The 16,439-nt window shown below is 37.2% G+C and carries 13 protein-coding genes; all 13 read right to left on the bottom strand.

All coding sequences use genetic code 11. The features are described from left to right. Nucleotides 1-65: 65 nt before the first annotated feature. The 13 genes from rpsS to rpoB all read right to left on the bottom strand — a co-directional run bounded on the left by rpsS (nt 66) and on the right by rpoB (nt 16,138). On the bottom strand, nt 66-347 hold the full coding sequence (gene rpsS / locus CHB72_RS10980; RefSeq protein ID WP_089282918.1) for a 30S ribosomal protein S19: 282 nt from the start codon (nt 345-347) through the stop codon (nt 66-68). 59 nt (nt 348-406) lie between these two features. After that, nucleotides 407-1,237 (bottom strand): 50S ribosomal protein L2, encoded by an 831-nt coding sequence (gene rplB, locus CHB72_RS10975; RefSeq protein WP_089282917.1) that lies wholly within the window; start codon nt 1,235-1,237, stop codon nt 407-409. Nucleotides 1,238-1,271: 34 nt separating this feature from the next. After that, nucleotides 1,272-1,562: a 50S ribosomal protein L23 gene (gene rplW, locus CHB72_RS10970; RefSeq protein ID WP_089282916.1), complete on the bottom strand. Its 291-nt coding sequence runs from the start codon at nt 1,560-1,562 to the stop codon at nt 1,272-1,274. Further along, entirely contained in the window at nt 1,562-2,185 is a 624-nt protein-coding gene (rplD, locus tag CHB72_RS10965) for a 50S ribosomal protein L4 (RefSeq protein WP_089282915.1), read from the bottom strand. Before rplD ends, rplW begins: the two co-directional genes overlap by 1 nt. 26 nt (nt 2,186-2,211) lie before the next feature. Continuing rightward, nucleotides 2,212-2,844 (bottom strand): 50S ribosomal protein L3, encoded by a 633-nt coding sequence (gene rplC / locus CHB72_RS10960; protein WP_089282914.1) that lies wholly within the window; start codon nt 2,842-2,844, stop codon nt 2,212-2,214. Between the two features lie 104 nt (nt 2,845-2,948). Continuing rightward, nucleotides 2,949-3,269 carry a 30S ribosomal protein S10 gene (gene rpsJ / locus CHB72_RS10955; RefSeq protein ID WP_089282913.1) on the bottom strand — a complete coding sequence of 107 codons (321 nt, stop codon included), beginning with the start codon at nt 3,267-3,269 and terminating at the stop codon, nt 2,949-2,951. A gap of 404 nt (nt 3,270-3,673) precedes the next feature. Continuing rightward, nucleotides 3,674-4,867, bottom strand: coding sequence for an elongation factor Tu (gene tuf, locus CHB72_RS10950; RefSeq protein ID WP_089282912.1), 1,194 nt, complete (start codon nt 4,865-4,867; stop codon nt 3,674-3,676). 223 nt (nt 4,868-5,090) lie between these two features. Further along, nucleotides 5,091-7,166 carry an elongation factor G gene (gene fusA / locus CHB72_RS10945; RefSeq protein ID WP_089282911.1) on the bottom strand — a complete coding sequence of 692 codons (2,076 nt, stop codon included), beginning with the start codon at nt 7,164-7,166 and terminating at the stop codon, nt 5,091-5,093. A gap of 97 nt (nt 7,167-7,263) precedes the next feature. Continuing rightward, a complete protein-coding gene (rpsG, locus tag CHB72_RS10940; protein WP_089282910.1) occupies nt 7,264-7,734 on the bottom strand; it encodes a 30S ribosomal protein S7 in 471 nt (156 codons plus the stop codon). A 119-nt stretch (nt 7,735-7,853) separates the two neighbouring features. Then, nucleotides 7,854-8,270 (bottom strand): 30S ribosomal protein S12, encoded by a 417-nt coding sequence (rpsL, locus tag CHB72_RS10935; protein ID WP_089282909.1) that lies wholly within the window; start codon nt 8,268-8,270, stop codon nt 7,854-7,856. A gap of 93 nt (nt 8,271-8,363) precedes the next feature. Further along, nucleotides 8,364-8,609 carry a ribosomal L7Ae/L30e/S12e/Gadd45 family protein gene (locus tag CHB72_RS10930; protein ID WP_089282908.1) on the bottom strand — a complete coding sequence of 82 codons (246 nt, stop codon included), beginning with the start codon at nt 8,607-8,609 and terminating at the stop codon, nt 8,364-8,366. Nucleotides 8,610-8,809: 200 nt separating this feature from the next. After that, a complete protein-coding gene (rpoC, locus tag CHB72_RS10925; protein WP_089282907.1) occupies nt 8,810-12,325 on the bottom strand; it encodes a DNA-directed RNA polymerase subunit beta' in 3,516 nt (1,171 codons plus the stop codon). Between the two features lie 57 nt (nt 12,326-12,382). After that, nucleotides 12,383-16,138, bottom strand: a complete 3,756-nt coding sequence (gene rpoB / locus CHB72_RS10920) for a DNA-directed RNA polymerase subunit beta (protein WP_089282906.1) — start codon at nt 16,136-16,138, stop codon at nt 12,383-12,385. Nucleotides 16,139-16,439: the final 301 nt, after the last annotated feature.

The raw sequence follows: 16,439 nt of genomic DNA, 5'->3' as shown, positions 1-16,439 counted from the left end.
GAAATAACCTCCTTTCATATATCTAGATCAAACAATTATATCATTCCACAAAGTCAAAGAGGTCACTACTTTCTCTTTGTTGTTTTATCGTTATCATCATGTCCTCTATAGGTTCTAGTAGGAGCGAACTCGCCTAACTTATGTCCTACCATATCTTCTGTCACATATACAGGAACATGTCTTTTGCCATCATGAACAGCAATTGTATGTCCGATCATTTGTGGAAAAATAGTAGATGCTCTTGACCATGTTTTGACTACTTTCTTTTCTCCTTTATCATTCATCTCTTCCACTTTCTTTAATAGACCTGAATGAATAAAAGGTCCTTTTTTCAGTGATCTACCCATTACTTTTCCTCCCTTCAAAAGTTTGCGTCTCTTCAATCTATTTTAGCTACCCCGCTAAATTATTTCTTTCTTCTTGAGACAATAAATTTGTTTGAAGCCTTCTTCTTGTCACGAGTTTTGTATCCAAGAGTTGGTTTGCCCCATGGTGTAACTGGTGAAGGTCTTCCGATAGGTGATCTACCTTCCCCACCCCCGTGTGGATGGTCATTCGGGTTCATGGCAGAACCTCTAACTGTAGGTCTGATACCCATATGTCTTTTTCTACCAGCTTTACCGATAGTAATGTTCTCATGTTCCAGGTTTCCAACTTCTCCAACGGTAGCTTTACAGTCAATAATGATTTGTCTGATCTCTCCTGAAGGTAATCTCAATAACGCATATTTACCTTCCTTAGCCATTAATTGAGCTGAGTTACCAGCAGCTCTTGCGATTTGTCCGCCTTTACCTGGCTTCATTTCGATATTGTGAACTATTGTACCCACTGGAATGTTTTTTAATGGTAAAGCATTTCCTACTTTAATATCTGCATTTTCACCGGATTCTACCATATCTCCAACCTGTAAATGATTTGGAGCGATAATATATCTCTTTTCCCCATCTACATAGTGTAATAACGCAATATTTGCAGATCTATTTGGGTCGTATTCGATGGTTGCAACCTTTGCTGGAATACCATCTTTATTTCTTTTGAAGTCAATGATTCTATATTTTCTTTTCATACCACCGCCTCTATGGCGTATGGTTATTTTACCTTGAGCATTTCTACCACCAGATTTAGTAAGGGTTTCAAGTAAAGACTTCTCCGGCTCCACGTTTGTAATTTCTTCAAATGTAGAAACCGTCATTTGTCTTCTAGCTGGTGAAGTAGGTCTGAACTTTCTAATAGCCATTGCTGTTTCCCTCCTTCGTATTACAAATCGATCATTACATTCCTTCGAATAATTCGATATCTTTGCTTTCTTGAGTTAATGTTACATATGCTTTTTTCCAATCAGGTCTCTTGCCAACATTTTTTCCCATTCTTTTGACCTTGCCCTTCATGTTGACAGTGTTCACTTTTTCTACTTTCACACCAAAAATTTTCTCTATTGCTTTTCTGATTTCAGTTTTATTGGCTTTTCTATCTACAACAAAAGCATACTTTTTATCGGCAATATCAGCCATGCTATGCTCTGTTACTAATGGCCTAATAACAACATCATGTGGATTTGTCATTATGCGTACACCTCCTCCACTTTTTGAACCGCATCTTTTGTAATGATAAATTTATCATATTTTAAGATGTCATATACATTTAAAGTATTCACAGAAGCTGTCTCAATTCCTGGGATATTTCTAGCTGATCTGATTACAGCATCGTTTTTGTCTCCCATTACAATCAAGGCTTTCTTTTCTACCTTCAAGTTCTTTAAAATGCTAGCCATTTCTTTTGTTTTTGGTGCATCTAAGCTTAATTCGTCTAAAACAATGATTTCTTGGCTATTTACTTTTGAAGTAAGTGCTGACTTCATTGCAAGTCTTCTTACTTTCTTTGGTAATGTATAGCTATAGTCTCTTGGTTTTGGTGCAAAGGTAACGCCACCGCCAACCCATAGTGGTGAACGAATGCTACCATGTCGCGCACGACCTGTTCCTTTTTGTCTCCATGGCTTTCTACCGCCACCTCTTACTTCCGCTCTAGTTTTTGCAGACTGTGTTCCTTGTCTTTTATTTGCTAGTTGGTTTTTTACAACTTCGTAAAGTACATGCTCATTTACTTCTATCCCAAACACACTTTCTTTTAACTCTATTTCGCTTACCTGTTCTCCAGATACATTGTATACAGCTACTTTAGGCATAGTAAATCCTCCTTTCTGCAGTTAGATTATTTTCCTTGTTTTATCGTTTGTTTAATCGTTACTAATCCTTTTCTAGGACCTGGCACAGCACCTTTTACTAAAAGTGCATTTCTTTCAATATCCACCTTTACTACCTCTAGATTTTGTACAGTAACTTGTACTGCACCCATATGTCCAGGTAATTTTTTACCTTTGAATACTTTAGCTGGATAGGATGATGCTCCCATTGATCCAGGTCTTCTGTGGTATCTAGAACCGTGAGTTTCTGGTCCTCTACTTTGGTTATGTCTTTTAATAACCCCTTGGAACCCTTTGCCTTTAGAAACTCCAGTGATATCTACTTTTTCTCCTGCTTCAAAAAGATCAGCTTTGATTTCTTGCCCTATAGTAAAGTCTGCTGGATTTTCCACTCTAAATTCCTGCAATTTTCTTTTAGCAGATACGCCCGCTTTTTCAAAGTGTCCTTTTAAAGGTTTGTTAACATTCTTTTCTCTCAATGTGTCAAACCCTATTTGAACAGCGTTATAACCATCTGTTTCAACTGTCTTAATCTGCGCTACTACGTTAGGCTCTACTTCAATAACTGTTACAGGCACTACTAAACCTTCCGCATTAAAAACTTGGGTCATGCCAACTTTTCTACCCATTATGCCCTTCATACTATTACACCTCCTATTAATCTTACAGCGGATTATGCATTTTTACATAATCATACTAAGATAGGATGACACTCATCTCTTTATCTTAGTTAATCAATTACTTACTATAACTTAATTTCAATATCTACACCTGCTGGTAAGTCTAATCGCATTAATGCGTCAACTGTTTTAGGTGTTGGATTTAAGATATCAACCAATCTTTTATGGGTTCTCATCTCAAACTGTTCTCTTGAATCTTTGTATTTGTGAACTGCTCTTAATATAGTAATGATTTGCTTTTCTGTTGGTAATGGAACTGGTCCTGAAACTTCGGCTCCACTTCTTTTAGCAGTTTCTACAATTTTTTCAGCTGATTGATCTAATACTTTGTGATCATACGCCTTTAATCTGATTCTGATTTTTTGTTTAGCTTTAGCTGTTGCCATTTACTTTCCCTCCCTTTCATCGCACGTGATTTCTTTTTACGTACGACCTAGACTCCTGATACACTGTTCCGGGTGTGTTGAGATTTTTAAAAAAAACAGTGAATCGTAGTCTTGTCGCCCGATTCTTAGATCTAGACACTTCTCCACGAAAATTTCCCTATTGAGCAACCTTTCGCTTCATCGCCTACTAAAATAACGTGTCAACAGACACTAGTATATTTTATAACATCTAGTAATAAATATCAACCCTATTTTCAACATTATATTAGGTTTTTTCTAACTTTTATAATTCTCGTCTACATGCAAATTTAGAAGAAGAGAAAAACTCTTCTTCTAAATTCAATTTCACCTTGTATAAGCGACTAACGTGCAATCAAAGATTGCGGTTATCTGCTCAAAGTGTGTTATTCAATAATAGAAGCAACTACGCCAGCGCCTACAGTTCTTCCACCTTCACGGATAGCGAATCTTAAACCTTCTTCTGTAGCGATTGGGCTGATTAATTCGATTTCCATTGTAATGTTGTCTCCTGGCATTACCATTTCTACACCTTCTGGTAACTTGATACTTCCTGTTACGTCTGTTGTTCTAAAGTAAAATTGTGGCCTGTATCCATCAAAGAATGGTGTATGTCTTCCACCTTCTTCTTTCTTTAATACGTATACTTCTGCCATAAACTTTGTATGTGGCTTAATTGTACCAGGCTTTGCTAATACTTGTCCTCTTTCGATCTCTGTTCTTTGAATACCTCTTAATAATACTCCTACATTGTCTCCTGCTTGTGCTTGGTCTAGTAGTTTTCTAAACATTTCTACTCCTGTTACTACTAGCTTTCTTGATGCTTCTGCTAATCCTACTAACTCTACTTCTTCTTGTACTTTTACTACGCCTCTTTCTACTCTTCCTGTTGCTACTGTTCCTCTTCCTGTAATAGAGAATACGTCCTCTACTGGCATTAAGAATGGTCTGTCAATCGCTCTTTCTGGTTCTGGAATGTATTCATCTACCACTTCAAACATTTCTACAATTTTGTCTGCCCATGGACCGTCTGGATCATTTAACGCTTGTAATGCTGATCCTTTGATTACTGGTGTGTCATCTCCTGGGAATTCGTATGCATTTAATAAATCTCTAATTTCCATTTCTACTAATTCTAATAATTCTTCATCGTCTACCATATCACATTTGTTCATGAATACTACAATATATGGTACACCTACTTGTCTTGATAATAGGATATGCTCTCTTGTTTGTGGCATTGGACCGTCCGCTGCTGATACTACTAGAATCGCTCCGTCCATTTGTGCTGCTCCTGTAATCATGTTCTTTACATAGTCAGCATGACCTGGGCAGTCTACGTGTGCATAGTGTCTGTTTGGTGTCTCATATTCAACGTGCGCTGTTGAAATTGTAATACCTCTTTCTCTTTCTTCTGGTGCTTTATCAATCATATCAAAAGCTACTGCCGATCCTGTTCCGAATCTCTTGTTTAATGTGATTGTGATTGCTGCTGTTAATGTTGTTTTACCATGGTCAACGTGTCCTATTGTTCCTATGTTTACATGGGGTTTCGTTCTTTCATATTTTGCTTTTGCCATTTTTTTCTCCTCCTCATTTTAAAAGTTTTAAAAACTTATTATAGCACTATTTAAGTAGTTTTTATAAAGATTGCACAGCAGACATAACAAAGTCTTCCTTTAGAAGATTGAAAGAATGACTTTGTTGAAACCAATAACGGAAATTATAACTTATTCACAATTAAGTGCAGTTTATAATTTCCTATTGGTTATAAAACATGTATCTGCCATCCAATTACAGTGCCTATTGTCTTCCAGCTACAATTTTTTCAGCAATGCTTGCTGGAACTTGTTCAAAATGACTGAAGTGCATAGAGTACACCGCACGACCTTGTGTTTTTGAACGTAAATCTGTTGCATAACCAAACATTTCGGATAATGGTACATGAGATCTAATCACTTGTACTCCACCTGTTCTTGGCTCCATACCTTCGATTTTCCCACGTCTTGAGTTTAAATCACCCATAACGTCTCCCATATAATCTTCAGGAGTTGTTACCTCTACCCTCATATACGGTTCTAAAAGTGCTGGTTTACCCTTCTTGATACCTTCTTTAAAAGCCATAGATCCAGCAATTTTAAAGGCCATTTCAGATGAGTCAACCTCATGGTAAGAACCATCATAAAGTTCTACTTTGAAGTCAACCGTTTCATATCCAGCCAATACACCATTTTTCATGGCTTCTTGAATGCCAGCATCAACTGCAGGAATGTATTCTCTAGGAATAGCTCCTCCAACAACTTTGTTATCAAAGGAATAGCCTTGACCTGGTTCTTGTGGGAACATACGGATTTTAACGTGTCCATATTGTCCACGTCCACCAGATTGACGAGCGTATTTCCCTTCAACTTCTACTGTTTGGGTAATGGTTTCTTTATAAGCAACCTGAGGCTTACCTACATTCGCTTCTACTTTAAATTCTCTTAGCATCCTGTCTACGATAATTTCAAGGTGAAGCTCGCCCATGCCTGCTATAATCGTTTGACCAGTGTCTTCGTCAGTGTAGGTTTTAAAGGTTGGGTCTTCCTCAGCAAGCTTTTGAAGTGCGATACCCATTTTTTCTTGCCCAGCTTTTGTCTTGGGTTCAACAGCAACATGGATAACAGGCTCGGGAAATTCCATCGATTCCAGAACAACAACATTATTAGGATCACACAAAGTGTCTCCTGTAGTTGTATCCTTTAAGCCTACTGCTGCTGCAATATCCCCTGCATATACTATAGTAATTTCTTCTCTTGTATTGGCATGCATTTGTAGAATACGTCCAATTCTTTCCTTTTTACCCTTTGTAGAGTTTAGGATATAAGAACCAGATTCAAGCTTTCCCGAATATACTCTGAAAAAAGCTAGTTTTCCTACATATGGATCGGCCATAATTTTAAAAGCTAATGCTGAAAATGGTTCGCTATCATCTGCATGTCTCTCTATATCTTGTTCTCCATCTTCAGAAACTCCTTTAATAGCTGGAATATCTAAAGGTGATGGCATATAGGCTACAATAGCATCTAACAGACGTTGGACGCCTTTGTTTTTATAGGAAGAACCACATGTTACAGGTGTCATTTGCGTAGCAATCGTACCTCTTCTGATACCGTTTATGATATCCTCTTCTGTTAGTTCTTCTCCTTCTAAATAACGCATCATTAATTCTTCATCTGTTTCAGCTACTGCTTCTACTAAGATTTCTCGGTATTCGTTAGCAACATCCATCATTTCTTCAGGAATAGCTGTAATTTCAACATCTTGACCAAGATCATCTTTGTACATGATAGCATTCATCTTCACTAAGTCAATAATCCCTCTAAATGTATCTTCAGCACCGATTGGCAATTGGATAGGAATAGCGTTAGCACCCAGTCTTTCTTTCATCATTTTTATTGCTTGAAAGAAATCAGCACCTAAAATATCCATTTTATTAACAAAAGCCATTCTTGGTACTCTATATTTATCCGCTTGTCTCCAAACGGTTTCGGACTGTGGTTCAACACCACCTTTAGCACAAAAAACTGCTACAGAACCATCTAGCACTCTTAAGGAACGTTCCACTTCAACAGTGAAGTCCACGTGCCCTGGTGTATCTATGATGTTAATTCTATGTTCCTGCCATTGACAGGTTGTAGCAGCAGAGGTAATAGTAATACCTCTTTCTTTTTCTTGTTCCATCCAGTCCATTTGTGATGCACCCTCATGGGTTTCACCTAATTTTCTTATTCTGCCTGCATAAAACAATATTCTCTCTGTAGTTGTTGTTTTACCGGCATCAATATGAGCCATAATACCAATGTTTCTTGTTTTTTCTAGTGGAAACTGCCTGGCCACTGTGATCCTCCTTCCATAGGAAACGAAAAGTTTTACAGTGATTTTTAGCAACTAATATTCATTAGCATATCCAAAAACTACTATATTAAACATTTTTTTACCATCTATAGTGTGCGAATGCTTTGTTTGCTTCCGCCATTTTATGTGTATCTTCTCTCTTCTTAACAGATGCCCCTGCATTGTTAGCTGCATCCATGATTTCTTTAGCTAATCTTTCTGTCATACCTTTTTCGCCTCTTTTTCTTGAGTAACCTGTTAACCATCTGATACCTAATGTCTCTCTTCTATCAGGTCTTACTTCTATTGGTACTTGATAGTTAGCGCCACCCACACGACGTGCTTTAACTTCTAAAACTGGCATGATATTGTTCATAGCTTTATCAAAAACCTCTAATGGTTCAGTTCCTGTTTTTTCTTGAATCATTTCAAAAGCATCATAAACAATCTTTTGAGCTGTTCCCTTTTTACCATCTACCATGATACCATTGATTAACTTTGTAACCATTTTACTACCATACATAGGATCTGGCAATACTTCTCTTTTTGGTACATTACCTTTTCTTGGCACTTTTCTTCCCTCCTCAATGAATGAAATTGTTCATCGGTACTCGACAACCAAAATTAGATTGTCGTCGTGCGTTTTTCAATGCTTTATTATATATGCATCATCGCTCCGACGTCTTTTATCTATTTTTTCTTAGGTCTCTTTGCACCATACTTCGATCTTGCTTGTTGTCTGTTAGCTACACCTGCTGTATCTAATGTTCCTCTTACAATATGATATCTAACCCCTGGTAAGTCTTTTACTCTTCCACCTCTGATTAGAACAACACTGTGTTCTTGAAGGTTATGACCAATTCCAGGAATGTAAGCTGTTACCTCAATACCATTTGTAAGTCTTACCCTAGCTACTTTTCTTAAAGCAGAGTTAGGCTTTTTAGGTGTAACAGTTTTAACAGAAGTACATACTCCTCTTTTTTGTGGAGAGCTTTTATCAGTAGCTACTCTTCTTAAGGAGTTGAAACCTTTTTGTAGGGCAGGAGCTGTTGATTTTTCTTGAATTTCTGCTCTGCCTTTACGTACTAATTGGCTAATTGTTGGCATTTATTGCACCTCCTTCCAATAATAGCTGTAAACATAGAAAAACATTTATCTATTAGAAGATAAAATGTCTTTGCCTAAGTTAGTATAAATAAATCATGATTTCAGCACTGCTGCAGTTGCTGCACTAACATCAATGCCACAGGCTTTTCCAAGTTTCTTCATAGAATCTACATAAATAATTTCTATATTTTTTTTACTAGCAATATCCTTTAATTTTTCTATTAGATGTGCTTCCGCATCCTCTGCTAGATAAAGGGTTTTGACTTTGTCTTGGTTTAAAGCCTTATTGGTTTGTTTAATACCAATGACTTTATTAGATTGCTGCAAAGAATCTAACATAAAAGTATCCTCCTTTTTTAAGAATCTGGGAGATTTAAAAATCTCCCAGTTAAAAAAGTCAACTTTTAAAGCATAATTACTCTCTTTTGTTGAAAATACCGTTGTGCATAACACACTTTAATATTCTAACACTTGTTAATAGTAGTGTCAACTACTTATTTGTTGCCAATAAGTAATGATATGCCACTTGATTTATTTTTTTATTCCTCTTCTTCCTCCTGGATGTTTTCAACCGTTTCTTCTTCTGTGTTTAAAGCAATGTTTTTGTACCTCTTCATTCCAGTTCCAGCAGGAATCAGTTTACCAATAATTACATTTTCCTTTAAACCTATCAAGTAATCTACTTTACCCTTGATAGCAGCTTCAGTTAATACTCTTGTTGTTTCCTGGAAAGATGCAGCCGATAAGAAGGATTCAGTTGCCAAAGAAGCTTTTGTAATACCTAATAAAGTTTCTTTATACACAGCTTCCTTTTTACCTTCTTCTGCTGTTTTACGATTTACTTCTTTTAACGCAAAAATGGTTTCCAATGCCCCTGGTAGTAAATCTGTATCTCCATTATCCTCGACTTTAGCCTTGCTCAACATTTGACGAACAATCACTTCAATATGCTTATCATTAATATCAACACCCTGCATACGATAAACTCGCTGTACCTCTTTAATAATATAGTTTTCTACACCTTCTACACCTTTGATCTTTAAGATGTCATGTGGGTTTACTGAGCCTTCCGTGATTTCATCTCCAGCTTCAATGACTTGACCTTGTTTTACTTTAACTCTTGAGCTATAAGGAATTTCATATTTTCTTTCCTCTAAACCGTCTCTTACAATAACTTCACGTTTTCTTCTTACTTCCGATACTTCAACAGTTCCTCCGATTTCACTGATGATAGCCAATCCCTTAGGTTTTCTGGCCTCAAACAACTCTTCAACCCTCGGTAAACCCTGTGTAATATCGGCACCAGCTACACCACCAGTATGGAAGGTTCTCATTGTAAGCTGTGTTCCTGGTTCTCCGATGGATTGAGCAGCAATAATTCCAACCGCTTCACCAACTTGAACAGGATCACCGGTAGCTAAGTTTCTACCGTAACAAGTAGCACATACACCATGTTTGGTACTACAATTTAAAATCGTTCTGATTTTGACTTTTTCCATGCCAGATTGAATAATTCTTTCAGCATCTTCTTCCGAAATCATATGATTTTTCGCTACCATTACTTCACCAGTTTCAGGATGAAGAATGTCCTCTAATGCATGTCTACCTACTAATCTATCATAAAGCTCTTCAATTACTTCATTGCCATCTTTAAGTGCAGCTGCAACAATTCCCTCAGTTGTTCCACAATCGATTTCTCGAATAATTACATCCTGACTAACATCTACGAGCCTTCTTGTTAAATATCCTGAGTCAGCAGTTCTGAGGGCAGTATCTGCAAGACCTTTTCTAGCACCATGGGTAGAGATAAAATATTCTAATACCGTTAAGCCTTCACGGAAGTTGGATTTAATAGGCATTTCTACTGTATGTCCAGTAGCGTTGGCCATTAAGCCCCTCATTCCTCCCAGCTGTCTAATCTGATTTTTACTACCTCTAGCACCTGAATGAGCCATAATAAAGACATTATTCAATTGATCTAAGCCTGCCATTAAGGCATCTGTAACCTTTTCAGTTGTAGCTGTCCATGTTTCAATAACCTTTTCATATCTTTCTTCATCTGAAATCAGCCCTCTTCTAAAGGCTTTTTCATATTTATCAACAGTTTCCTCTGCTTGGGAAATAAATTCCGCCTTTTCCTCTGGAACCTCCATGTCACTTACCGCAATGGTAACAGCTCCTCTTGTGGAGTATTGGAAGCCCATTTGCTTGATATAATCTAACATAATAGAGGTAAGGGTGTTTCCATGCTTTCTAAAACACTTGTCAATTACTTTTCCAAGAGCTTTCTTATCACACAGGAAGTCTACCTCTAAGGAGTATAAATCCTGAGTACGGTCTACAAACCCTAAATTTTGAGGCATTTTTTCATTGAAAATGAACCTGCCAACAGTACTTTCTACTAGCTTGCCTGTATCCTCTGGGTTCAGTTTCCTTCTCACTTTTACTCTTGCATGCAGGTCTACTACTCCTGTGGCATAGGCCATAAGCATCTCCTCAAAGTCTTTGAAGATCATTCCTTCACCTTTTACACCTGCCACTTCGATAGTAAGGTAATAGCTTCCTAAAACCATATCCTGTGTTGGTGTTGTGATAGGCTGCCCATCCTTTGGTGCTAAAATATTATTAGGAGATAGCATCAGAAATCTTGCTTCTGCCTGAGCTTCTACGGATAATGGTACATGAACCGCCATCTGGTCACCATCAAAGTCAGCATTGTAGGCTGTACACACTAATGGATGAAGTTTTATAGCTTTACCTTCTACCAAAACTGGCTCAAATGCTTGAATCCCTAATCTATGAAGGGTAGGGGCTCTATTTAGTAGAACTGGATGTTCTTTAATAACTTCCTCTAGTACATCCCAAACCTCTGGTTTTACCTTTTCCACCATCCGTTTAGCACTTTTTATATTATGAGCGAAATTGTTTTCAACCAATTTTTTCATTACAAAGGGTTTGAATAATTCCAACGCCATTTTTTTAGGTAGCCCGCATTGGTAGAATTGCAGTTCTGGTCCAACAACGATAACCGAACGCCCTGAATAGTCTACACGCTTTCCTAGCAGGTTTTGTCTAAAACGTCCTTGTTTCCCTTTTAGCATATCTGAAAGAGATTTTAAAGGTCTATTCCCCGGTCCAGTAACAGGCTTACCTCTACGACCGTTATCAATTAATGCATCTACCGCTTCCTGTAACATCCTCTTTTCATTTCTAACAATAATATCAGGAGCACCTAAATCTAATAATCTTTTTAGACGATTATTACGATTAATTACCCTTCTATATAGGTCATTCAGGTCGGAGGTTGCAAACCTACCACCATCTAACTGTACCATTGGTCTTAAGTCAGGTGGTATTACAGGAACAACATCTAAAATCATCCATTCTGGTTTATTACCAGATTGTCTAAAGGCCTCCACCACTTCTAAACGTCTAATGGTTCGAATTCTTTTTTGTCCAGTACTTTCTTTCAACTTGTGTTTTAGTTCTTTTGAAAGTTCTTCGAGATTAATTTTCGCTAGTATTTCTTTTATAGCTTCCGCACCCATCGCCGCCTTAAAACCAAATCGGTACTTTTCAACAGCTTCACTATATTCTTTTTCTGTCAAAATCTGTTTTTCAGTTAATGGCGTTTCTCCTGGTTCTACAACAATGTAAGCTGCAAAGTAAAGAACTTTTTCCAGTGACCTCGGGGACATGTCTAATAGCAATCCCATTCTACTAGGAATACCTTTGAAATACCAAATGTGAGATACTGGGGCGGCTAACTCTATATGCCCCATCCTCTCTCTTCTTACTTTAGACTTCGTAACTTCAACACCGCAACGATCACATACAACCCCTTTATAGCGTACCCTTTTGTACTTGCCACAATGGCATTCCCAATCCTTCGTAGGACCAAAAATCTTTTCACAGAACAACCCTTCTTTTTCAGGCTTTAAGGTTCTATAATTGATGGTTTCAGGTTTTTTCACTTCTCCCTTCGACCACTGTCTGATTTTTTCTGGAGATGCCAAGGAAATCTTAATAGATTCAAAATTATTTAATTCGTACAAGGAGTCTCTCTCCCTTCTCTATAGTCTAATAACTATAATTATATTTTACTTATGCATTTATTTTTCATAATCATCGTCATCATAACTATTGTAATTATCATCATCTTCTAAATACTCATCATTGAAGCCAGATTTTTTAAATTCCTCTTCATCTTCTATAATATAATCTTCATCTAATTCAATTTCTTCTTCATGATCTACTTCTTCTTCACCGTCATCTTCAACGCTCTGCTTTCTTTCACCTTCAGGTCCATATGGGAAATCTCCATGCTCCATTCCCAATTCTCCAGTGTCATCTTCAATAGATTCTTTAATTTCTATTTCTTGCTCTCCTTCTAACAGCACTTTTACATTTAGACATAAGCTTTGAAGTTCTTTGATCAGCACCTTGAAGGATTCTGGGACGCCAGGCTCTGGTATATTTTCACCTTTTACAATACATTCATAGGTTTTAACACGACCTACTACATCATCAGACTTTACTGTTAATATCTCCTGTAGTGTATGAGAGGCACCATACGCCTCTAAAGCCCAAACCTCCATCTCTCCAAAACGCTGTCCCCCAAATTGTGCTTTACCGCCTAAAGGTTGCTGTGTAACAAGTGAATAAGGACCAGTACTTCTAGCATGAATTTTATCGTCAACTAAATGATGGAGCTTTAGCATGTACATATATCCTACAGTTACTGGATTATCAAAAGGAACTCCAGTTCTTCCATCATATAAGGTAAGTTTACCACTTCTAGGGTAACCTGCCTCTTCTAAAGCATCCATAATGTCATTTTCATTAGCTCCATCAAACACTGGTGTTGCCACTTTCCAACCTAAGGCTTTTGCAGCTAATCCTAAGTGGATCTCTAACACCTGCCCAATATTCATACGGGAAGGTACCCCTAATGGATTTAATACAATTTCAAGTGGCGTTCCATCTGCTAGGAATGGCATATCCTCTTGAGGCAACACTCTGGAAATAACCCCTTTATTCCCATGACGTCCAGCCATTTTGTCACCAACATTAATTTTTCTCTTTTTAGCAATGTAAACTCTTACTAATTCGTTGACTCCCGGAGGTAGTTCATCGCCATTTTCACGGGTGAAAACTTTAATATCTACGATAATTCCTGACTCTCCATGCGGAACCTTTAATGAAGTATCTCTTACTTCTCTGGCCTTTTCACCAAAGATAGCCCTCAACAACCTTTCTTCAGCTGTTAATTCGGTTTCACCCTTCGGTGTTACTTTTCCTACTAGGATATCACCTGATTGTACTTCAGCTCCTACACGAATAACTCCTCTTTCGTCCAAATCCTTTAGAGCATCTTCACCAATATTGGGGATATCTCGGGTAATCTCTTCAGGCCCTAGCTTCGTATCTCTAGCATCCGCTTCATACTCTTCAATATGAATAGATGTCAAAGCATCTTCTTCAACTAGTTTTTCGTTGATTAAAATAGCATCCTCATAGTTATAGCCTTCCCAAGTCATGAAGCCAATAAGACAGTTTCTTCCTAATGCAATTTCTCCTTGATCCGTCGATGGACCGTCGGCAATCACGTCTCCTGCTGTAATAACTTCTCCCTTACTAACAATTGGTCTTTGATTAATACATGTACCTTGATTAGATCGTTTAAACTTTAGAAGCTTATATCTATCTTTTTGACCATCTTCTCTTTTGATTATTATTTCGTTAGCTGTAACTTTATCAACGATACCGCTATTTCTTGCCACTAATACAACGCCGGAATCCTTTGCTGCTTTATATTCCATTCCAGTACCTATAATAGGCGCATTGGTAATCATCAAAGGTACCGCTTGTCTTTGCATGTTGGCTCCCATCAGGGCCCGGTTAGCATCATCATTTTCCAAGAAAGGAATCATAGCAGTAGCTACAGAAACCACTTGTTTTGGAGATACATCCATATAATCTACCTCATTATAAGGCACAACATCTATACCACCAAATCTTGTTCTTACTGTTACTCTTTTATTAGCGAAGTGTCCTTCTTCATCTAAAGGTTCATTGGCTTGGGCGATGATAAATAACTCTTCTTCATCTGCTGTCAAATATTCTATGTCCTTGGTAACAACCATTCTCTTCATATCAACTTTCCTATAAGGAGCTTCAATAAAACCATACTCATTCACCCTTGCATAGGTACTTAAGGAATTAATTAATCCTATATTTGGTCCTTCTGGAGTTTCTATTGGACATATTCTGCCATAATGAGAATGATGAACGTCTCTTACTTCAAAACCAGCCCTTTCTCTTGAAAGTCCTCCTGGTCCTAGAGCAGAAAGTCTTCTCTTATGAGTCAATTCTGCTAGAGGATTCGTTTGATCCATAAATTGTGATAACTGGGAGCTTCCGAAGAATTCTTTGATCGAAGCAGCTACAGGACGAATATTGATTAATGCTTGTGGTGTAACTAATTCAACATCTTGTATTGTCATTCTTTCCTTAACTACTCTTTCCATTCTAGACAAACCAATTCTGAACTGATTTTGCAAAAGCTCTCCTACCGAACGTAGTCTTCTGTTTCCTAGATGGTCTATATCGTCAATGTTACCTATATCATGTGCTAAGTTGAAAACATAGCTAATGGAAGCTATAATGTCTGCAATAATCACATGTTTTGGAATTAATTCTCTTCTTCTCTCTTTGATTGCTTCTTTTATTTCTTCTTCTGTTTTAAATGTATCTAGTATCTCTTTTAGCAATGGATAATATACTTTTTCCTTAATCCTAAGATCGTCTATATTAAAGGTTATATGCTCCCTTATGTCAACGAAATGGTTTCCTAATACTTTTACAGATTTTTGTTCCTCAGACTGTACTCTTATTTCATTTATTCCTGAATTTTGAATAGCTAAGGATATTTCTCTATCTATCTTCTGCCCCTCTTCTACCAAAATTTCACCGGTTCTAGGGTCAACTACATTTTCTGCAGCTTTCTTGTGCATGATTCTATTCGCCAGAGAAAGTTTCTTATTAAGCTTATATCTTCCCACTTTAGCTAAGTCATATCTTTTAGGATCAAAAAATAGTGAATTTAACAAAGATGTAGCACTTTCAACAGTAGGTGGTTCACCCGGTCTTAGTCTTTTATATATCTCTAACAAGGCTTCATCGATGTTTTTGGTATTGTCTTTATCTAATGTGGCTAGCACTCGCTCATCTTCACCTAATAAATCTTTTATCTGCTGATCACTTCCATAACCTAGCGCCCTCAAAAGCACAGTAACAGGTTGTTTACGAGTTCTATCAATCCTAACAGAAACTATATCGTTAGAGTCTGTCTCATACTCTAACCATGCCCCTCTGTTTGGAATTACCGTGGCGGAGAAAAGAGGTTTGCCAGTCTTGTCAAATTCTCTTCCATAATATACTCCAGGAGAACGGACTAACTGACTTACAATCACCCTCTCAGCACCATTGATGACGAAGGTACCTGTATCTGTCATGATGGGAAAATCCCCCATAAACACTTCTTGTTCTTTTACTTCCCCAGTTTCTTTGTTAATTAATCTTACCTTCACTTTTAAAGGAGCAGCATATGTAACGTCTCGTTCCTTTGATTCTTCTACATCGTATTTAGCACTTTCGTCTAATGAATAATCTACGAACTCTAAAATTAAATTTCCGGTATAATCTTCTATCGGGGAAACATCACTGAATACTTCTCTTAGACCTTCTTCTAAAAACCATTGATAGGACTCCTTTTGAAGCTCGATGAGATTAGGCATGTCGATAACTTCTTGAATCTGTGAGTAACTCATTCTAACTTTCTTACCAACTTCGACAGGATGTGGCATATTAATATTCACTCCTTGTAATAAAGTAAAAAACTTTTAAAATAAATCCTGATGTAAAATTCTTCTTTATTTTCAAAGTCAAAAGCGGAAAAATCACATTTTTGACTTTTTTTAACATTTCACTATATAATACTATTGACATCCATTTATGTTTTTATACAACAATTCCAATTAAATACATTACTGCAATATATAATTTTATCATAAGGCTTTTAGGTTTGTCAACATTTTATTCTGTTACTATTTTTTTGCTTTTTAAGATTAAGGGTGAAGTCAAGGGAGCGAATTTTATCTATCTTAA

The sequence above is a fragment of the Anaerovirgula multivorans genome, assembly GCF_900188145.1.
GTDB lineage: Bacteria > Bacillota > Clostridia > Peptostreptococcales > Natronincolaceae > Anaerovirgula > Anaerovirgula multivorans.
This window is presented reverse-complemented; position numbering and strand designations above follow the sequence as displayed.